At 47.4% G+C, this 19,238-nt stretch carries 19 protein-coding genes; 6 read left to right on the forward strand and 13 right to left on the reverse strand.

Annotation, left to right across the window (positions count from 1 at the left end; translation table 11 throughout):
• Positions 1-253: 253 nt before the first annotated feature.
• Entirely contained in the window at positions 254-1,375 is a 1,122-nt protein-coding gene (locus ACXX82_RS23555) for a JmjC domain-containing protein (RefSeq protein ID WP_322238935.1), read from the forward strand.
• A 334-nt stretch (positions 1,376-1,709) separates the two neighbouring features.
• Entirely contained in the window at positions 1,710-1,958 is a 249-nt protein-coding gene (locus ACXX82_RS23560) for a hypothetical protein (protein ID WP_322238937.1), read from the forward strand.
• Positions 1,959-2,145: 187 nt separating this feature from the next.
• Here the strand turns inward: ACXX82_RS23560 and ACXX82_RS23565 are convergent, their stop codons facing one another.
• From ACXX82_RS23565 to ACXX82_RS23605, 9 genes are all read right to left on the reverse strand, one after another.
• The gene (locus tag ACXX82_RS23565; protein WP_322238939.1) at positions 2,146-2,949 is read right to left on the reverse strand and encodes an MBL fold metallo-hydrolase; all 804 of its coding nucleotides are present in this window, start codon (positions 2,947-2,949) and stop codon (positions 2,146-2,148) included.
• A gap of 72 nt (positions 2,950-3,021) precedes the next feature.
• Positions 3,022-4,194, reverse strand: coding sequence for an NlpB/DapX family lipoprotein (bamC, locus tag ACXX82_RS23570; RefSeq protein WP_458563826.1), 1,173 nt, complete (start codon positions 4,192-4,194; stop codon positions 3,022-3,024).
• 58 nt (positions 4,195-4,252) lie between these two features.
• Positions 4,253-5,131 (reverse strand): 4-hydroxy-tetrahydrodipicolinate synthase, encoded by an 879-nt coding sequence (gene dapA / locus ACXX82_RS23575; RefSeq protein WP_322238943.1) that lies wholly within the window; start codon positions 5,129-5,131, stop codon positions 4,253-4,255.
• Positions 5,132-5,325: 194 nt separating this feature from the next.
• Positions 5,326-5,913 (reverse strand): class I SAM-dependent methyltransferase, encoded by a 588-nt coding sequence (locus ACXX82_RS23580; RefSeq protein ID WP_458563827.1) that lies wholly within the window; start codon positions 5,911-5,913, stop codon positions 5,326-5,328.
• A gap of 46 nt (positions 5,914-5,959) precedes the next feature.
• The gene (locus ACXX82_RS23585; protein WP_322238946.1) at positions 5,960-7,162 is read right to left on the reverse strand and encodes a tryptophan--tRNA ligase; all 1,203 of its coding nucleotides are present in this window, start codon (positions 7,160-7,162) and stop codon (positions 5,960-5,962) included.
• A gap of 48 nt (positions 7,163-7,210) precedes the next feature.
• Positions 7,211-7,900 carry a site-2 protease family protein gene (locus ACXX82_RS23590; RefSeq protein WP_322238948.1) on the reverse strand — a complete coding sequence of 230 codons (690 nt, stop codon included), beginning with the start codon at positions 7,898-7,900 and terminating at the stop codon, positions 7,211-7,213.
• A 110-nt stretch (positions 7,901-8,010) separates the two neighbouring features.
• Positions 8,011-8,634, reverse strand: a complete 624-nt coding sequence (locus tag ACXX82_RS23595) for an L-threonylcarbamoyladenylate synthase (RefSeq protein WP_458563828.1) — start codon at positions 8,632-8,634, stop codon at positions 8,011-8,013.
• Positions 8,635-8,732: 98 nt separating this feature from the next.
• Positions 8,733-9,617 (reverse strand): protease HtpX, encoded by an 885-nt coding sequence (htpX, locus tag ACXX82_RS23600; protein WP_458563829.1) that lies wholly within the window; start codon positions 9,615-9,617, stop codon positions 8,733-8,735.
• Positions 9,618-9,881: 264 nt separating this feature from the next.
• Entirely contained in the window at positions 9,882-10,730 is an 849-nt protein-coding gene (locus ACXX82_RS23605; protein ID WP_322238954.1) for a 3',5'-nucleoside bisphosphate phosphatase, read from the reverse strand.
• A 601-nt stretch (positions 10,731-11,331) separates the two neighbouring features.
• On the opposite strand from ACXX82_RS23605, the gene ACXX82_RS23610 reads away from it, so the two are divergent.
• Positions 11,332-11,676: a hypothetical protein gene (locus ACXX82_RS23610; protein WP_458563830.1), complete on the forward strand. Its 345-nt coding sequence runs from the start codon at positions 11,332-11,334 to the stop codon at positions 11,674-11,676.
• An 89-nt stretch (positions 11,677-11,765) separates the two neighbouring features.
• On the opposite strand, the gene ACXX82_RS23615 is transcribed toward ACXX82_RS23610, so the two are convergent.
• Positions 11,766-12,677, reverse strand: coding sequence for an alpha/beta fold hydrolase (locus ACXX82_RS23615; protein WP_322238957.1), 912 nt, complete (start codon positions 12,675-12,677; stop codon positions 11,766-11,768).
• 126 nt (positions 12,678-12,803) lie between these two features.
• Positions 12,804-13,829, reverse strand: coding sequence for a patatin-like phospholipase family protein (locus ACXX82_RS23620; protein WP_322238959.1), 1,026 nt, complete (start codon positions 13,827-13,829; stop codon positions 12,804-12,806).
• A gap of 178 nt (positions 13,830-14,007) precedes the next feature.
• Here ACXX82_RS23620 and ACXX82_RS23625 point away from each other — a divergent pair, with 178 nt between their 5' ends.
• The 3 genes from ACXX82_RS23625 (at position 14,008) to ACXX82_RS23635 (ending at position 16,178) form a co-directional block, all read left to right on the forward strand.
• Positions 14,008-14,352 (forward strand): zinc ribbon domain-containing protein YjdM, encoded by a 345-nt coding sequence (locus ACXX82_RS23625; RefSeq protein WP_322238961.1) that lies wholly within the window; start codon positions 14,008-14,010, stop codon positions 14,350-14,352.
• Positions 14,353-14,861: 509 nt separating this feature from the next.
• Positions 14,862-15,545: a TetR/AcrR family transcriptional regulator gene (locus ACXX82_RS23630; protein WP_322238963.1), complete on the forward strand. Its 684-nt coding sequence runs from the start codon at positions 14,862-14,864 to the stop codon at positions 15,543-15,545.
• Between the two features lie 51 nt (positions 15,546-15,596).
• On the forward strand, positions 15,597-16,178 hold the full coding sequence (locus ACXX82_RS23635) for an LOG family protein (RefSeq protein ID WP_322240677.1): 582 nt from the start codon (positions 15,597-15,599) through the stop codon (positions 16,176-16,178).
• A gap of 162 nt (positions 16,179-16,340) precedes the next feature.
• On the opposite strand, the gene ACXX82_RS23640 is transcribed toward ACXX82_RS23635, so the two are convergent.
• Positions 16,341-17,591 (reverse strand): cystathionine gamma-synthase family protein, encoded by a 1,251-nt coding sequence (locus tag ACXX82_RS23640; RefSeq protein WP_322238965.1) that lies wholly within the window; start codon positions 17,589-17,591, stop codon positions 16,341-16,343.
• Positions 17,592-17,678: 87 nt separating this feature from the next.
• The gene (gene purF, locus ACXX82_RS23645; protein ID WP_322238967.1) at positions 17,679-19,190 is read right to left on the reverse strand and encodes an amidophosphoribosyltransferase; all 1,512 of its coding nucleotides are present in this window, start codon (positions 19,188-19,190) and stop codon (positions 17,679-17,681) included.
• Positions 19,191-19,238 lie beyond the last annotated feature (48 nt).

The following is a 19,238-nucleotide window of genomic DNA, read 5'->3' on the forward strand; positions in this document are numbered from 1 at the left end:
TGCGTAACGAGAAAAATTTATCCGAAGGGCTTGATATTGATAAAGCCACCCTCCAAGTCGTTAAGGCAATTTACTGAGTATTGATTAACAAAAATAATGCAAATAACAGAAAATTGTCGAAGTCTGCGACCAAGTGTTCTTTAAGAAACATTTTTCACCGTGCCAAATCAGTTAATCGATAAACTTGGAAGTATTTGTGTAAGGTGTAGCAGGTGGAGTATGGAACCCTATCCAACCCGATATAATGCAGCCTATGAAAAATTTTACGTTGTTGGGCGGCCTTTCGCCTGCGCAATTTTTGCGCGATTACTGGCACAAAAAACCTTTATTGATTCGCCAGGCTTTGCCGGACTTCAAACCACTGCTGTCCTCAGCAACATTATTTGAAATGGCATCGCGAGATGACGTCGAATCGCGTCTAATCAGCCATTTTAAGCAAGAGTGGAAAGTTGAAAATGGGCCGTTTAGCACCTTGCCGGAGGCCGATAAAAAGGATTGGACTCTCCTTGTTCAAGGCGTCAATTTGCACGACGATACAGTCGATGCCTTACTCCGACAGTTTCGCTTCATTCCCGATACACGCCTTGATGATCTGATGATCAGCTATGCAACTGATACGGGCGGTGTCGGGCCACATTTTGATTCTTACGATGTCTTTTTACTGCAAGCGCATGGACAACGTCGCTGGAAAATCGGCGCAGCACAAGATTTGACACTGGTCGAAGGAAGTCCACTAAAAATTCTTAAAAACTTCGCACCAGAACAAGAATTTGTACTTGAACCTGGCGACATGCTCTATTTGCCACCGCAATATGCCCACGAAGGCAATGCAATCGGCGAATGCATGACTTATTCAATAGGATTTCGTGCACCAGCGTTTCAAGAGCTTGGGGAAGCCTTTTTGCAGTTCATGGCTGAATCTATCGACCTACCCGGCCGATACGCCGACGCCGACCTGGCTCCCACCAAACATCCAGCAGAAATTAGCCGCAACATGCTATCGCAGGTTTCGGAGGCACTTAATAAAGTGCGCTTTACCGACGATGACATCGCGATTTTTATGGGCGAGTATTTGTCGGATCCAAAAGCGACCGTATTTTTTGAATCTCCAAAACGCCCTTTGACACTATCGCGGTTCACGGCATCGATCGCCAAACGGGGCGTAAGCCTGTCGCGCAAGACACAAATGCTTTATCGTGGCAAACATGTGTTTATTAATGGCGAGTCGTTCGCTGCCGGTCGCGAAGATAAAGGCTCTTTATGTGCGTTGGCTGATCAGCGTAAATTGGATGGCGATGCGGCTAGTATGGTTTCAACCGACGTACTTGAGGCGCTATATACTTGGTACGAGGACGGCTGGATTACATTGGGCTAGTTTGAAAATAACAATTCCAATAATGAATTATTATTTAAACAATGCCGTATAACAAAATTTTCAGAGAAACCACTAGTTTCCCTATGGAAATCTAATAAACGTTAATTAAAGGGCAAAAGGAGTGAATTAAAGGATGTTAGTTTGATACAAATGCTTACTAAAAAGAAAACCTACAGTATCATATTTGACAAAATCCGCTATAATTCGCAGCTGGAAAGTTTTTATTGTTGTAATGCACGTATTTAGTGCAAAGCACTGCAAAAGCATCCTTAGAGCGATAATTACCGGTAATTATTCATCGCACAAAATTTTGATTACTACTGAAGGAATATCCATGAAAAAAACACTATTGATCGCTTCCCTGTTGGCTTTGGCTTTGGCTGCTTGCGGTAAAAAAGACGAAGCGCCTGCTGTTGATACAGCTGCTTCGATGACTGCTCCTGCTGCTTCGACACCTGACGCTGCTGCTGCTCCTGCTGCTTCGACACCTGACGCTGCTGCTCCTGCTGCTTCGACACCTGACGCTGCTGCTCCTGCTGCTTCGACACCTGACGCTGCTGCCGCTCCTGCTGCATCCAAGTAATATTTGGTTGCTTTAAAAAAAGCCGACCTTAGGGTCGGCTTTTTTGTTGTAATAATACAAAAATATGCTGCATTCAACATCACTGGATTCAATTTTCTTATCCTATTTGTAACCATATGTAATAGGGCTTAGTAAGACTTAAGTCAAAACCTGCTCGGCTACAAACCTCTATGGATACTCTTCATTTTTAACAAATGTCGATCCAATCGAATCCGTCTTCCTGACAGGCAATCGTTAATTCAATATCTTGATTTTTTCTGCCGCGATTAAGCGCTGCCAGTGCGAGTTCGCGAGTGTTATTACGCAGACTTAAATGCGCGCCGATTACTTTACGCAAAACCGACTGATCTAACGCAGCCAAGATGTCTGCAGCAACATCATTTGAAAGATGCCCATACTCACCGCCGATACGACGCTTAAGTGAAGGTGGGTAAGCTGAATCGAGAAGCATCTGACTATCATGATTGCACTCTAAAACAAGTGCGTGACAACCGTTTAGAGCGCGAATCAAGTGATTTGTGGATTTTCCAGCATCGGTTAACACGCCAAGCCGTAACGTGCCATCACTAGCAACGTATTGCACCGGCTCTCTGGCGTCATGAGGAACGGTATAGGGCGTCAATTCCAAATCTCCGATAGTCAGAACTTCACCATCGCGACAAAAATGCATCTCAACCGCACTACGCGTTTTAAGTGATTTTGAGATGGCAGCAAAGGTGCCATGCGTCAGCCATACGGGTAATGCATAACGGCGAGCTAGTTTGAAGACACCACCAATATGATCCTGATGCTCATGTGTGACAACAATAGCAGATAAATCAGTGGGATCGAGACCTAACCTAGCCAAACGACGTTCGGTCTCTTTAATGCCAAAGCCACAATCCAACATAACGTTGGTTGTGGCTTTGGTTTCAGTAGAAGGGGTAGCAGAAGCGCTGGAAATCAATAAGGCATTACCTTCGCTACCGCTTCCGAGGCTGGCAAATTTCAACGACTAATCCTAAGATGCAATTGCCTCGCAGCACTAACTGCGACACAATTGCAAAAACAACACTACAAACAATTACTTAAGTTGCTCGTTCAACAAAGTCAGGATTTTGTCTCCCGCTGGCGACGTTTCTGGTTGACCTGCGTTATTCTGCACTGCAACCTGACTCGCCGAACCGGAAGCCTTTACAACGACCCGATAGCGGGCAGCCTTTTTATCGTCCTTCTTAGAACTTGTGAACATTTTTGAGAAGAAACCAGCTGATTTCTTGTCTTTAGCCTCTTCATCTTGATCGACGTATCGGACAAAATAGACACCTTGCGTGCGATCACGATCTTCTACTGTGAAGCCGACGCGATCAAGCGCCAAACCAACACGTCGCCAAGCGCGATCAGAACTTTCGTCTACTTCAACGTAACTCGTCCCGAGAGCACCCTTTACAAGCTTAGAACGCGCTTGTAACGACGGTGAATTAGCCACCGCCGCTTTTGCCTTCACCTGATCCGCACCGAGGCGAGACATCAAACGCGACAAAAACTCAGCTTCTAACTGTGGATCTTCTGGGCGCGAAGTCCAGATACTCGTTTCTTTTGAAGCGCCAGTAAGCACCTCTTCCGCGCCGCGATGACTGATATAAACTTCGGTCGTACCGTTTGGCCCACGTTCAAGGCGCGTACGGAACTTGTCACGTTCCCCCGTCGAATAGATTGAATCGAATACTTTACCCAGCGTATTACGCAGAAAATCTTGTGGTATCTTGGCCCGATTTTCGGCCCAATCGGTTTCCATTACGCCAGTATCAGGATTTTCGGTATTGATCAAAAATCCTGAATCTTGCCAAAAGTCTTTAATCTTTGGCCACAACTTCTCTGGAGTAGTTTGCACCACTAACCAGCGCTGCGAGCCATCACGTTCGATATGCATATCCGGCGCACCGTTAGGCGCAATCACGGCAACATCAGCTGCGGATTTAATACCTTGTTGAAGGTTATAACCTGAAGCAGTGGCTGTTCCTTGATTTGAATCTGGAATAGCATAGCGATTTTCCCGCTGCAATTGCGTCAAATCAGGTGGAATATCAAGCTTTGGCGTTTTTACTTTATCAGCGCTTTTGTAATCGATACGATCCGGCTCCATCATTGAATTGATAGAGGAGCAACCTGCCAAGCTGGTTAATGCCAGAGTGAAAACAAGATTACGTTGAATAGCACTGCGTGATGTCGAAGGAATGTTCTTGCGAATAGTCATGTGAATACAGAATGAATGGAACGAGAAAAATTCTAGAGAAAACGCCTGTCAGCGCAGCTTATTTTAATACACCTGATTCGCGCAATGCTGCTCGGACAGGTGCGTGAAATTCCGGTGACAACGGCACCAGAGGCAAACGTATTCCTGAAGGGATCATTCCCATTTCGCACAATGCCCATTTAGCCGCAATCGGATTTGGCTCAATAAATAATTGAACGTGCAACGGCAGCAACTTATTATTTATCCGAATGGCTTCAGCTACGTCACCTTTGATCGCTGCGACACACAACAAATGCATATCCCGAGGCGCGACGTTAGCAGTGACTGAAATATTACCTTTGCCACCGCAGAACATAAGTGCCATCGCGGTCGCATCATCGCCGGAATATACGGCAAAATCTGCCGGTGCCAAACGCAGTAAATCAGTAACACGTGCAATATTACCAGTCGCATCTTTAACCCCGATGATGCCGGGAATTTGCGCCAGACGCAAAATCGTTTCATTGCTCATATCCGCTACCGTACGGCCTGGTACGTTATACAGAATGACCGGCAGATCAACAGATTCCGCAATTTTCTTAAAATGCTGATACATGCCTTCTTGCGTCGGCTTATTGTAATAAGGCACAACTTGCAAAGAGGCATCTGCACCAACCTCTTTGGCATAGCGCGTCAAATTGATAGCCTCAGCGGTAGAGTTGCCACCAGTGCCAGCAATGATCGGAATACGTTTTGCAGCATGTTCCACTGCAACTTTGATTAATTCACAATGCTCTGCTTCCGGGAGCGTTGGCGATTCACCTGAAGTGCCGACGATAACAATGGCGTCAGTACCTTCGGCGATGTGCCAATCTATCAGATTACGTAAACCTGGCAAATCAAGGCTGCCGTCCGAATGCATGGGAGTGATGATTGCAACAATGCTACCTTGGATCATGATAGTCAATACGAAAGAGATAAAAACCTGATTGTAGCGGATCGCCGCCAATATGGGGAAATTCCACCTGCAATTCAAATCAAATAACAAATTAAATTACTAAATTGATACCTAAGTAATTTAACGCTTAAAATCTATCTTTGAAATTATTGAAAATACAGAATCAAAAAAACAAGCTTGGCTCAGATAATATTTTAATCTAGGCGTAGACCGCTAACGGAACTAGCAGTTCCTTTTATCGCGAAAATCCGCTGAATCATGGCTGGCTTAGGTCGCTCAACAAAACCTTCCTCAAACGCGACAACATGCCAGACATTCTCGCTATCAGCCTCCAACCACCGCAACAATTCTCCATGTTCCAGCAAAAAATCGGGGTTACTGGGTCTGCCAAACTGTTGATTACCTTCAGCAAAGGTCTCGTATAACAAGATGCCTTGATTGGCAATGCTATCAAGCATTAAGGCAACTAGCGGTCGATATAAATAGTTCGTCACCACCACACCAGAGAACCGCGCCGGTTGAAACAATTCGGCAAGCGCATCGTCGTCGCCAGTTTCTAAATCAATCTGGTATGTGGCAATTTGTGTTGCCGCAATACCGGCGAGCAGGTTCGGATTACGATCCACCGCCAACATATCCTTGCCCGACGTCGCCAAAAATAGACTGTGGCGCCCTTCACCGCAAGCCAAATCGAGAACCTGTCCGGCTGGAATGGCTGACGCAAAACGACTAACCCAGCTGGATACAGGCAACGCTGTGGTCGTCATCGGTTTAACAATCATCGTGTCAGGCACCCATACATGATTAGACAAATAAGGAGACTATCAATCAACTGTAGCTCAAACCCATCGCCTCACGCACGTCGCGCATCGTATCTTGCGCCAATTTGCGGGCATGATCTGCGCCATCGGCAACAATGGCGCGCACCAGCGAAGGATCATCCAGATACTGTTGCGCTCGCTCGTGCATAGGCTCTTGCTCGCGGACGATGGCATCAATCACCGGTTGCTTGCACTCCAGACAACCAATGCCAGCCGAGCGACAGCCTTTTGCCGCCCACTCCTGCGTGGCAGTATCGGAATACACCAAATGAAACTGCCAAACAGGGCACTTGGCCGGCTCACCCGGATCAGTGCGTCGCACGCGTGCCGGATCAGTTGGCATCGTGCGCACCTTCTTGGTAACGACGTCTTTGTCATCGCGCAAGGCGATCGAGTTGCCATAGCTTTTCGACATTTTTTGGCCATCCAGGCCTGGCAAGCGAGACGCATCCGTCAACAGCGCTTGAGGCTCGGAAAGAATCAATTTGCGACTTCCTTCCAGAAATCCAAATAGACGTTCACGATCAATCATTGACAGATTTTGCGCATCGTCCAGCATCGCTTTGGCTTGCTCGAGAGCCTCTTCGCTCCCCTTCTGCTGAAAATCAACGCGCAGTTCGTTGTATAACTTGGCGCGTTTGCTACCTAATTTTTTGACGGCATCTTGCGCTTTTTCTTCAAAGCCTTTTTCTTTGCCATATAGATGATTGAAGCGACGGGCGATCTCTCGCATCATTTCGATGTGGGGGACCTGATCGTCACCGACCGGCACTTGCGTGGCACGATAAATCAGCACGTCAGCTGCTTGCAACAACGGGTAACCAAGAAAACCGTAGGTAGCCAGATCGCGATCAGCGAGCTTTTCTTGCTGATCCTTATAAGTCGGAACACGTTCCAACCACCCAAGTGGCGTCGCCATTGATAGCAGTAAATGCAACTCGGCGTGCTCCGGCACTTTCGACTGAATAAACAATGTCGATTGTGAGGGATCAACACCCGCAGCAAGCCAATCAATCAACATATCCCACGTGCTTGTTTCGATCTGGCTTGGATCGTCATAGTGAGTGGTCAGCGCGTGCCAGTCAGCGACAAAAAACAAACAAGGCAGTTCGGATTGCAACCGAACCCAGTTTTTCAAAGCGCCGTGATAATGGCCAAGATGCAATGCGCCAGTGGGGCGCATGCCAGATACAACGCGATCAGGATACATAGTTAATTGTGAGATGTCAGAGTAGCAAGATGAAAGGGGAATGCTGTGTCAACGCAACAGCATCAGTAGCGGTGTCACGATCCATTGTAGAACAGTCGACGCGATATGCATCAATGGCGTAATCCACACGACGTACAAAGTAGGTTGATCGCCAAATTGCGGTAACTTGATCAATAACAAAGCTAATACGATAAAGAAACCATATGGCTCAATCTTGGCAAGTTTAAACGCGTATGTATGCGGCAACAAACTAAACAGAATACGACCGCCATCCAACGGCGGCAGCGGAAACAAATTAAGCGCAAATAACACCAGATTTATCCGGATACCGGCTTGTGCCATCATTACAAAGAAATCCTTGGCTTCCGATCCAGAGGCAGCCAACCCGATCCATAACAACATCCAACCGAGTGCCATTACCAAATTTGCGGCTGGCCCGGCCAAGGCCACCCATGCCATGTCACGTTTAGGTTTGCGCAACTGACCAAAATTGACCGGTACAGGTTTTGCATAGCCAAAGAGGAATGCGCCACCAGTGGAAAAATACATTAACAACGGAATCAGTACAGTGCCAAAAGGATCAATGTGCTTGACAGGATTGAGACTCATGCGACCCAACATGTAAGCTGTGGAATCACCAAAATACTTCGCTGCATAAGCATGTGCCGCTTCGTGCAAGGTAATGGCGAAAAGCATGGGTAACGCTAGTACGGCAATAGTTTGAATTAGTTCATTCATTAGCAGAAGTTTAACAGAGAGGCCCAAAAGCCCGGCAAATTCGGAACAAATGACCAGTTAAAATCATTCGCTAAAAAAGAGTAACACGAATTAATTGTATTTTGGCATGACTATAAGCCAAACATCTGGATATCGCCGCGTCCCTGACGAATTAGCATTGGCTCATCTGCGGTCAAATCAATCACCGTAGTTGGCTCAAAACTACACGCGCCACTATCGATAACCAATTCCACCTGCTTCTCCAGTTGATCGCGAATCTCATCGGCTTCAGTCAACGGCAATCCGCTACCCGGCAGAATCAGCGTAGTACCAATTAATGGCTGACCTAACTCTTCCAATAAAGCTTGCACGACCACATTTTCAGGCACGCGCAAGCCGATCGTTTTGCGTGATGGATGGCTCAACCGGCGTGGCACTTCCTTTGATGCGCCCAAAATAAAAGTATAAGGCCCGGGCGTGCCACTTTTTAAAAGACGAAATTGCCGATTATCAATCTTGGCATATTCCGAAATTTCGCTCAGATCTTTACATAACAGCGTCAAGTGGTGTTTGTCATCCACGCCGCGAATCCGGCGCAATCGCTCGACCGCATCTTTATTATCCAACTGACACACCAAGGCATAACAGCAGTCGGTTGGCAACGCAACGATTCCGCCGGATTGAATAATTTGGACCGCTTGTTTAATCAACCGAAGTTGGGGGTTATCGGGATGAATGTGAAAAAACTGGCTCATAGTTCTAACTCTCTAAATATAAAAACGGCGATAGTCAATAGACTACCGCCGCCCTGCTACATTCCTTCAACGGTGGTTTTACACCCTATTTTGAATGATTACAGTGCTGTAACGTGAGGATTACGTAACGCTGCAATCCGTTGTTCGATCGGTGGATGGCTTGAAAATAGCGCCATAAATCCAGGCTTGTCGTTAATACCCATCGCTGCCATCGATTCCGGCAACGAAGCTGCCTGGCCGCCACCGAGACGAGCCAGTGCGTGTTGCATTGGCAGACTACTGCCCATTAATTTAGCCGCACCGGCATCAGCCCGAAACTCCCTGTGGCGCGAGAACCAGGCTACGATCATTGAAGCACCAATTCCCAACACCACTTGCGTAACGATCACGGAGATCATGTAACCAATACCGGGACCATCATTGTTACCACGTGACATGGCGCGATCAACCGCGTAACCAATGACACGGGACAAAAACACGACGAAAGTGTTCAAAACGCCTTGGATGAGTGTCATCGTCACCATGTCACCGTTCGCAATGTGCGCGATTTCATGCCCAAGCACCGCCTCAACTTCTTCTTTCGTCATGCTTTCAAGCAGGCCGGTCGAAACCGCCACCAATGCAGAGTTTTTAAAAGCCCCAGTCGCAAATGCGTTAGGCTCGCCTTGGAATACTGCGACCTCCGGCATACCGATCCCTGCGCGTTGTGCCAACTTGCCGACCGTGTCGACCAACCAGACCTCGGTAGAGTTGGACGGCGAAACAATCACGTGCGCACCGGTAGAGCGTTTCGCCATCCACTTGCTGATCAATAGCGAAAAAATTGAACCTGCGAAGCCAACTATCAGCGAAAATACCATTAATTTTGGTATATCGAGGCCACTGCGCGTCAGAAAACGGTCCACGCCCAGCAACGATAGGACGACGCTCAACACCAGCATTACTGCAATATTTGTGGCGAGGAACAGGAAAATACGTTTCATGCGCAGGACTCCTAAGTGATGGATGTAACATAAATGAGACTGTTATTACTAATTTCAAGGTACGGCGCTTTGACAACGACCTTATAACAACGTTCTCTATTTTTAACACTCCAGCCTTAGTTTTCCCCAAATACGCGATTTTGCCAGAAAATTTTATGGGGAATCGGCCTAAACGCGGCCGAAACATGTTTTCACTCTCGCAGAAATATCGGTTCTTGTCTGACGAATTGAATGGGTAATCCGTTAGGCAAGACGCGGGCCCGTTTAATTTTGTTCTTGTAAAGCCCAATCGTGCCAGACCGGTATCACATTATCAGGCAATGGCGGCAAGGCGCCAAGATCGACACGGGATTCGCCAGGACTATGAAAATCTGACCCGCGTGATGCTAGAAAACCGTAGGTCGCGGCCACTTTTGCATATTCAACATATTGATCTGGCGAGTGACTTCCGGTGTTAACCTCTATCGCCGTACCACCCAATTGCTTAAATTCATCGAAGAACGCACCAAATGCGACATCACTCAGATGATAGCGCCCCGGATGGGCGACGATTGCAATGCCGCCAGCACCGCGAATCCAGTTAACCGCCTGCGCCAGACTAGCCCAACGATGCGGCACGTAACCTGGTTTACCTTCAGTCAAATAATTGCGAAAGACTTCGTGGGTATCGGCGCAACGTCCAATTTCCACCAGATAGCGCGCAAAATGGGTCCGGGAAATCAAATCCGGATTGCCCACATGCTTCAGTGCTCCCTCAAATGCATACGGAATACCGATTGCCGCTAATTGAGCAGCCATGTCACGCGCACGCCGCTCACGTCCACCACGCGTTGCGGCCAGACCGTCGAGCAGCGCCTGATTGGTTTCGTCGATTTTTAGCCCAACGATATGAATCGTGTGACCGGCCCACGTAATCGAAATTTCGACGCCTGTCACAAACTGCAGATTGAGCACGCGCGCGGCGGCCCGCGCTTCGGCTATCCCACTCACCTCATCGTGATCGGTTAAGGCCCAGACGTCAACGCCGTTAGCTTTGGCACGCGCAGCCACCGCCGTCGGCGTTAACATTCCGTCGGAAATATTCGAGTGACAATGGAGATCTACATTCAGCATTAAGAAACAGTTCAAAAGTCGCTATCAATCTATGATTGTACGCGCGATACGCCCCCTTTGCTGCGGCTGCACAATAATATGACTTACGCAAACTGTTCCAAGCAAGGCGTACCGACGAAGACAGTACGCGCCAACACGGCTAGGAAAGCACAACCCCGCTGGGAACAGTTTGCGTAAGTCCTATTTGGGACATATTGATGTCGGCGTTTATCGATTTGGCGATCAAATCTTCACAAACCGGACTAGCTTGATTTATACTCTTCCCGTCCCCAATAAAAAGGGGAACGGGTTTAGTCGCTCGACATGTACAAGGCGCACGAACGGCTCAATGCCGCTTCTTAAGTGTGGCTCTTCCTTCGCTTGTCCTCAATGGGCGGTGGTGGTGGGGATACCTTCGGGTATGCCGGTAACCTTGTACGCTGGTCGACTAACCCCGCCATTTGCCGCCCACCCGTTTAGTCGCGGGCGCGGTGTAACCGTACAAGGAAAAAATAATGCGAAGCACGATCACGTCCAAACCTCCCCGCTTCCAAACCTTCGAAGGCCAAACTAATCTGTCTAACGCCTTAGTAGCGTTCGTTGGTGTATTCGAGCCAAAATCATGAACAAGCAAACCAATCCTCCACAATCGCCGACTTCTGAAATCGAAGCATTTCATAAATCATTTTCCTGGTTGCTTCCTCAACATCGCGGTGATCGACATGCACAATTTTATGCCCTGACGGTCGATGTTTGCCAAGGTATAAAAACATGTATTGATCTGGCCCACTTCAGTAACACTGATCGAGACAACGGGACGATGCCAACGCTGGATATTATGGACACCGAACACTTGTTGCGCCTCGCTATTTCGTCATCTCATATGCTGGCGGAAATGGCAGCGGGTCGGATTGATCGGATCAATGACACCACGGTTTTTTTGCGTGGCGACGACAAACCTTCATGATGGATGATCTTTAGCATTCGCGTGATTTTGTGAGGGATAGACATTCCGATACTTATCACGCGCTCTCGATGCATCCGAGCGATCAGGATTCATTCAGATGCAACGAGCATAGGAAGCGCTATTGGCTCAGCCAAAAATTCCTCGATCGTCGCGGCCAGCAATTGGGGCTGATCGTGATGCATCATATGTCCCGCATCGGCGATTGAGACAAAGCGAACGTCATTAATGCACGCCATGCGCCGGTCAATTTCTGCGCGTATCGCTTCCTTGCCACCCCAAGACTGCCAAATAGCCGTCTCTGCGGCCTCCACACACAACACCGGTGCGGTGATGCGCCGCCAACAAGCCAGTAACTCTTCGACTTTCGGTAATACTGGATTCACAAGCCTGTGAGCCGGATCGCCTGCAATTTCCCATTTCCCAGGACTGGTCTCAGAGGCCCAATAACCAGAAAGAAAATCGGCACGCGCATTCGTTAGCCGTGGATTATTCTTTTTTAAACGCGCAGCAACTGCCGCCTGCGTGGGGTAAGTCTGCATGGTGGGCTTGAGCTGTAACGCATCAAGCCAGTTAGCGTAACGCAGAGGTGCCTGTTCTGGCTGCGTTACGCCAAGACCGAATCCCTCCAGATTAATTAATTTACGAATCCGCTGTGGTCGCACGCCAGCATATAGTCCTGCGACGTTTCCACCCATGCTATGACCGAGCAAGTTGACCGGTTCATCTCCCGCATAATGCAGCAAAATAGCGTCAAGGTCCGCCAGATAATCTGGAAACCAATACACATCGGCCGGCCCGTATTGGGTTAGACCAAAGCCGCGCCAGTCGGGTGCGATGACTTGCCAATCTTGCGCAAGTTGATCAACGACAAATTGAAAAGATGCTGAGACATCCATCCAGCCATGCAACATAAATAACAACGGTGCATCGGGTGATCCCCATCGCCGAATGTGATAACGAAGGCCGCGAATGTGAATGAAATCCGATTGGGAAGTCTTCATGGTTGAGTCATTGTTTGATTCCTGCTACTTTAATCGTATGTTTGATGGATGGATGTGCTGTTGAATTATAGACTTATTCACAACTACTTAAACTGAGCTAGTAATAATGGCTACTTCGATTGGTGCTCATGGAAGAAATTGATCAATATCAAAGGAAGAACGTCGACCCAGATCATCAAATTTTCCCGCCAGCCAGATACCTGCTTGTTGACGACCAGCATCGCGCAATGCGTTGATAAAAGATGCCTTTATGTTGAGTTTGCTGGAGACACTTAAATGGCTCATCAAATCGTCTGCATCGATTAAATGCATATTGAGATTTTTGAGACGCTGCTCAAGTTTACCGCTGGCCTCCGGATCATCCTCAATATTGCGTCTGGCAAGCGCAATACCACCTAATTCAGTAAAAAAGGCGGAACTAAAACTGATTTCCGTCAGCCGCTGCCCGATTTCATCGGAGGTGGTTGGCGTTTTGGGACGTCGGAAAGGATGCAACAAAACGACCATAATATCTGGCGAGGTGCATAGATGCAGTAACGGAAAAATAGGCGGATTAGCGGTAAGCCCACCATCCCAATATGCTTCACCATCGATCTTTATCGCATGATGCATGGACGGCAGGCAAGCAGACGCCAACAATGCGTCCAGACTGAGGTCGTGATTGCGAAATATTTTTAATGTGCCGGAGCTGACTTGTGTCGCGGCTACAAACAGTTTGATCGTTCCATGCGAACGCAGTCGATCAAAATCAATCTGCTTTACCAGAATGTCGCGAAGTGGATTAAGGTCAAAAGGATTAAATTGATACGGGGAAAATAACCGCATCATTGAAAAAAAGCCCTTCATGACGGCAGTCGAGGACGCTTGTCGGGCAATTGCTCTGTCGCTTAACGCATGATGCGGCATGAAGGTGAAAAGGTCGTTAGTGCTGACACTATCCCAAAAGTCGGATAAAGCCTGACGCGCACCATCCCGACCTCCAACAGCGAAACCATGACTCATCACGACCGCATTCATCGCCCCCGCACTGGCACCGCTGACGCCCTCAATTTCGACCCTTCCATCTTCAAGCAGTCGATCCAATACTCCCCATGTGAAGGCCCCGTGCGATCCTCCTCCCTGCAATGCCAATGTGACAGTTTTGTTTTGCATGATTTAAGGATCCTTGAGTAGTCTTATTAGGTAAACTATTGGTTAATAGCGATTATTGCAAGGCACTATTCTGAGTTCGTCCATATCCAATCGCACCAATCGCTCGCCATGTTTATCAGCGGCACGCAGTATACTAAGATCCTTTTATATCTATAGCCGTTTCCGGACAGACAAGATCATGATGACTTTACCAGTATGCCCAAAATGCAATTCCGAATTTACCTACGAGGATGGTGCGCTTTACATCTGTCCGGAATGTGCACATGAATGGCCGGCAAATGCCAACGCGGAGTCGATAGAAGAGAATGACAAAGTCTACCGTGACTCGGCAGGAAATATTTTACAAGACGGTGACACGGTGAGCATCATCAAGGATTTAAAACTAAAAGGCTCCGGTGGAACACTCAAGATGGGAACCAAAGTAAAGAATATTCGCCTGGTCGATAGCGACCATGACATCGACTGCAAAATTGATGGTTTTGGTGCCATGAGTCTAAAATCGGAGTTTGTTAAAAAGGTGTAAGTTTGTGACGCGTGGACGAACTAATCGTCAGCAAGTTTGGCCCATGATTAACGCTCAAATTATCATAAGCAGGATTTTTAATATAGCTCTTACGAACTGACCCGTTGAAGATCATGGTCAATTGACGCCTGATTAAAGCCAAATGATCTATAACAAGGTCAATCAATCAAAGCCTTTAGAATCCGATAGAGCATTTATATTACACATCTACCGGGGCGTCTGCCGCTTTTCTGATTAACATAAAATATGTCGTCAAACGTGTCCTAAAATGCATCAAATGTAGACTTTCTGACTTACTGGATAATTTAGGAAAATAGGCTATGTCGGGAATCATTGTTTCACAACAACGAAACATCACATAAATAGCTAAAAGAACACAAAAAAAGCCTATATAAACATGATTTTACTTTCTGTTTAAGTAGCTTAACGGAAACACTATACAATCTTTAACAGCTTATATGCAGAGTTGTGTTGTTCACCTGGTATAGAAATTTTCGGAAAGAAAAATCATGGAACAAAAGGTGCCACGCCGTACAAGGGAAAAAATTCTGGAACTGTCGTTACGGCTTTTCAACGAATTCGGTGAACCCAATATCACGACCACTATCATTGCCGACGAGATGAAAATTTCGCCAGGAAATTTGTACTATCACTTCCGCAATAAAGACGACATCGTCAATTCGATTTTCGTGACGTTCGAGGAAGAAATGAGTCGTATGCTGACCGTACCGCCAGGCGGTAGGCCGACCATGCAGAACGTCTGGAAGTATCTCCATTTAATGTTCGAACTGATTTGGCGCTATCGATTTTTTTATCGTGATCTAAGCGATTTATTGTCACGTAACCGCACTTTAGAACTCCAGTTCAAAGTGATCTTCGGCCATAAAATTAAGGTAGTAAAACAACTTTGCCAAGGCTTACAGCAAGAGAACACCCTCGCAGTCAACGCTATTGAAATCGATACTCTCTCGACCAACATGGTCGTCACCGCCAGTTACTGGTTGTCCTATCAATATGTATTGAATCCACGTAAATATACCGAGCAAGCGGTTGTCGAAAAAGCACTCGCCAGCGGTTGTTATCAGGTTCTGTCTTTAATGCATCCGTATTTGCGTGGTGAAACCCTTCAGCAATTTGAAGAGCTCACCGCGAAATATTTGAAGGAAAATGGTGACGTTCCCCCACCTTCTTAATAAAAAAATAGTCTCTCTTTTACTAACAATCAAAAAATGACATCACTTCGGATTAAATCACTTTGCATTTATTGCGGCTCTTCACCGGGATCATCTCCTCTTTACGCACAAGCAGCGCGTTCGCTTGCGCAACAAATGGTCGATGACAATATTGCGTTGGTATATGGCGGTGGCAACGTGGGATTGATGGGCGTCATCGCTGACGAAGTAATACGGCTTGGAGGCGTTGCCACCGGCGTCATTCCAATGGCCTTGATGGAGAAAGAACTTGGACACACAGGCCTGACAAAACTACACATTGTCAAAGACATGCACGAACGCAAGGCGATGATGGCAGAGTTATCCGATGGTTTTATCGCGATGCCGGGCGGAATTGGTACGCTGGAAGAATTATTTGAGGTCTTTACTTGGGCGCAACTAGGCTTTCATCAAAAACCGATCGGTCTGTTAAATGTAACCGGCTTTTACGATGGCCTCATCGCATTTATTCAGCATATGGTATCCCAACGCTTTCTTAAAGCAGAACAGGCAGACATGCTCATCAATGCACCTGATGGCGCTGCATTGTTGGCGCGTTTTAAGGCATTTGTTCCAACCAATGTGCCAAAGTGGTTGGACCGCACGACGATTTAGTCACCGCTTCCAATGATCAAAAAGAGTGCACGCTGATTGCGAAAATTATCAAGGCAAACGGCAAAGATTCATCCATAAAAAAAGCCACGAAACCTTATTGGTCTTGTGGCTTTCAGCCTCATAGCATGAAGACAGTTTTCAGCATAAATAGTGAAAAGACGATTAGTGATCCAATGCCTGCTTAAAATCAGCCACTAAATCTTCCGTATCTTCAATCCCAATCGATACCCGAATCAACGACTCTGAAATTCCCATCCGCGCACGTGCTTCAGGGCCCATTTCATAAAAAATTGTATGCGCAACAGGCAACACCAAGGTGCGATTATCACCTAAATGTGTCGCAGAAATACCCAATTTCATACGATTCAGATATTCAAAACAATCAATCTCAGGCTTCAACTCAAAGCTAAGCAAGTAACCAAAGGAGCGAAACAATTCACTTGCAAGGGCATGTTGCGGGTGAGATTTCAAGCCTGGATAATGCACCACTGCAACCCGTGGATCGGCCTCCAACATTTGGGCCACGGCTAGTGCGTTCGCGCTACTGCGGTCCATTCGCAGTGCCATGGTTTCCGCACCGACGGCGATGTGATGGGCTGCTTCCGGACCAATTGCAGCACCGAAATCACGTAAACTCTTTGCCCTGACTTGCGCCATTCCCCACTGCGCCGGGGGGAGTTTTTTATAGCTGGCCAGTATGTTCGGATATTGACTCCAGTCGAATAAACCAGTGTCAGTTAATGCGCCACCTAAAGCGTTACCATGACCACCGATCGATTTGGTCAACGAGTTAACCACCAGACTCGCTCCAACGATCTTTGGCTGAAACAGGTACGGCGAAGTCATCGTGTTATCAACGACAAACAGAATCCCCCGAGCACGGCATAGCTCGCCGATGAGCTTTAAATCTGCAATCTGGGTACGTGGATTGGCGACTGTTTCAACGAACACCAGGCGCGTATTAGCGGTCAGCGCGGCTTCAACCTGCGCAACAGCGGTGACGTCAACCATCGAAACATCAATGCCCTGCCCTTGAATCGTTTGCCATACGCTAGCAGTATTGCCGAACAAAAATGCCGTCGATACCACATGATCACCCGCACGCAGCAAGCTTTGCGCAACAGCGCCAATCGCCGCCATGCCAGTGGCGAAACAGATGGTGGCGAAACCACCTTCCATTAAGTTGACTTTATCTTCCAACGCAGCGACGGTAGGATTGCCCTGCCGACCATAGCGATAACCTTGTGCTCTGCCTTGAAAAACTTCGGCTAACTGACGCGCATCCTGGTAACCGTAGGTCACTGAAGTATGTACCGGCTTATGTAAAGAACCATGCTCTATGGTTTTTTGCCGATCCCCATGAACCACCGTAGTGGTAAACCCATAGGCATTTTTTTGCTCTGTTTTAGTCATGATCTACAACCATTTCCAGTTTATTCTCGTCACCAACATGGACAAACAACATCTGTCCGCCCATTGCGAACAGATTTTTTGTCTGTATTAGTCGAAATTGGCAAGATTCAGTTGGGAACGCACACCATCTTCGATTTCCGCTTTTGGATTGTTACGCACAAATTCAATATGATCCAAATAGTCACGAGAGATATCGCCAGTAATGTAGTGACCGTCGAAACAGGAAGCCTCGAAATTTTTCAGCGCTGGATTGACATCTGAAATTGACCGCTTGAGTGCGTCAATATCCTGATACACCAAAGCATCCGCAGTAATTTCGCGACAAACTTCTTCGTCTGTACGACCATAAGCGATCAACTCGCCACGGGTCGGCATATCAATGCCATACACGTTTGGAAACTTTACCGGTGGCGCTGCTGAAGCAAAAATGACGCGCTTTGCACCAGAATCACGTGCCATTTGTACGATTTCGCGACTAGTAGTACCGCGCACAATAGAGTCATCGACCAACAGCACAGTTTTGCCTTTAAATTCAGACCCGATGGCATTGAGCTTTTGGCGCACCGACTTCTTGCGAATCGCTTGTCCGGGCATCAAAAAGGTACGTCCAATGTATCTATTTTTGATGAAACCTTCACGGTATTCAATGTTCAGTTTGAGTGCCAGTTGAATCGCCGCAGGGCGCGATGAATCAGGAATCGGCATAACCACATCAATATCACCGCTGGAAAATTCGCGTTTGATCTTGTCGGCCAGGTATTCGCCCATTTTCAGACGGGTCGCATAAACTGATGCACCATCAATGATCGAATCGGGACGTGCGAGATAGACGAACTCAAAGGCGCATGGATTTAAGGTTGGATTGTCTGCACATTGTTGATTGTACAAGTTTCCTTCTATATCGATAAATATCGCCTCACCCGGCACGACGTCACGCAAGAAGCGGAACCCCAAGCCTTCCAGCGCGACTGATTCGCTGGCGATGACGTATTCAGTGCCTTTTTCTGTCTCATTGATCCCTATACATAATGGACGAATGCCATAAGGATCGCGGAATGCCAACAGGCCATGCCCGGCAATTTGGGCTACTACCGCATAAGAACCACGAACCCGTTGATGAACAATAGCAACGGCTTTAAACAGCGCGTCTGGGTCAAGAGAGTATCCGATAGTCGCTTGCTGTATTTCATGCGCAAGCACGTTCAGCAAAACTTCAGTGTCAGAATCGGTGTTGATATGACGACGGTCATTTTTGAACATCTCAATTTTGAGTTGTTCAGCGTTAGTCAAATTGCCGTTATGGGCCAAAATGATACCAAACGGCGCATTGACGTAAAACGGTTGCGCTTCTTCCGCGCTGGCGCTGCCAGCAGTTGGATAGCGCACTTGACCGATGCCGAAATTACCTGGCAAAGACCGCATGTTTCTGGTCCGGAAAACATCCCGCACGAGGCCGTTGGCCTTGTGCATAAAAAATCCGTTACCGTGATTAGTTGCGATTCCCGCTGCATCCTGACCACGATGCTGCAACAGCAGCAATGCATCGTAAATCAATTGATTGGCGGGGTTGTGAGAGGCGATGCCGACTATGCCACACATGGTGGACTCCTAAACAAAACATTTCGAGGAAGCAATACAAGCTATGCA

Source organism: Glaciimonas sp. GNP009, from assembly GCF_054343755.1.

Coding starts and splice junctions, on each gene's coding strand:
- ACXX82_RS23625 (WP_322238961.1), top strand. CDS start 14,008: ATGATGACTTTACCAGTATGCCCAAAATGCAATTCCGAATTTACCTAC.
- ACXX82_RS23560 (WP_322238937.1), top strand. CDS start 1,710: ATGAAAAAAACACTATTGATCGCTTCCCTGTTGGCTTTGGCTTTGGCT.
- ACXX82_RS23615 (WP_322238957.1), bottom strand. CDS start 12,677: ATGAAGACTTCCCAATCGGATTTCATTCACATTCGCGGCCTTCGTTAT.
- ACXX82_RS23555 (WP_322238935.1), top strand. CDS start 254: ATGAAAAATTTTACGTTGTTGGGCGGCCTTTCGCCTGCGCAATTTTTG.
- ACXX82_RS23620 (WP_322238959.1), bottom strand. CDS start 13,829: ATGCAAAACAAAACTGTCACATTGGCATTGCAGGGAGGAGGATCGCAC.
- ACXX82_RS23585 (WP_322238946.1), bottom strand. CDS start 7,162: ATGTATCCTGATCGCGTTGTATCTGGCATGCGCCCCACTGGCGCATTG.
- ACXX82_RS23605 (WP_322238954.1), bottom strand. CDS start 10,730: ATGCTGAATGTAGATCTCCATTGTCACTCGAATATTTCCGACGGAATG.
- ACXX82_RS23640 (WP_322238965.1), bottom strand. CDS start 17,591: ATGACTAAAACAGAGCAAAAAAATGCCTATGGGTTTACCACTACGGTG.
- htpX (WP_458563829.1), bottom strand. CDS start 9,617: ATGAAACGTATTTTCCTGTTCCTCGCCACAAATATTGCAGTAATGCTG.
- purF (WP_322238967.1), bottom strand. CDS start 19,190: ATGTGTGGCATAGTCGGCATCGCCTCTCACAACCCCGCCAATCAATTG.
- ACXX82_RS23595 (WP_458563828.1), bottom strand. CDS start 8,634: ATGAGCCAGTTTTTTCACATTCATCCCGATAACCCCCAACTTCGGTTG.
- ACXX82_RS23590 (WP_322238948.1), bottom strand. CDS start 7,900: ATGAATGAACTAATTCAAACTATTGCCGTACTAGCGTTACCCATGCTT.
- ACXX82_RS23580 (WP_458563827.1), bottom strand. CDS start 5,913: ATGATTGTTAAACCGATGACGACCACAGCGTTGCCTGTATCCAGCTGG.
- ACXX82_RS23630 (WP_322238963.1), top strand. CDS start 14,862: ATGGAACAAAAGGTGCCACGCCGTACAAGGGAAAAAATTCTGGAACTG.
- dapA (WP_322238943.1), bottom strand. CDS start 5,131: ATGATCCAAGGTAGCATTGTTGCAATCATCACTCCCATGCATTCGGAC.
- ACXX82_RS23610 (WP_458563830.1), top strand. CDS start 11,332: ATGAACAAGCAAACCAATCCTCCACAATCGCCGACTTCTGAAATCGAA.
- bamC (WP_458563826.1), bottom strand. CDS start 4,194: ATGACTATTCGCAAGAACATTCCTTCGACATCACGCAGTGCTATTCAA.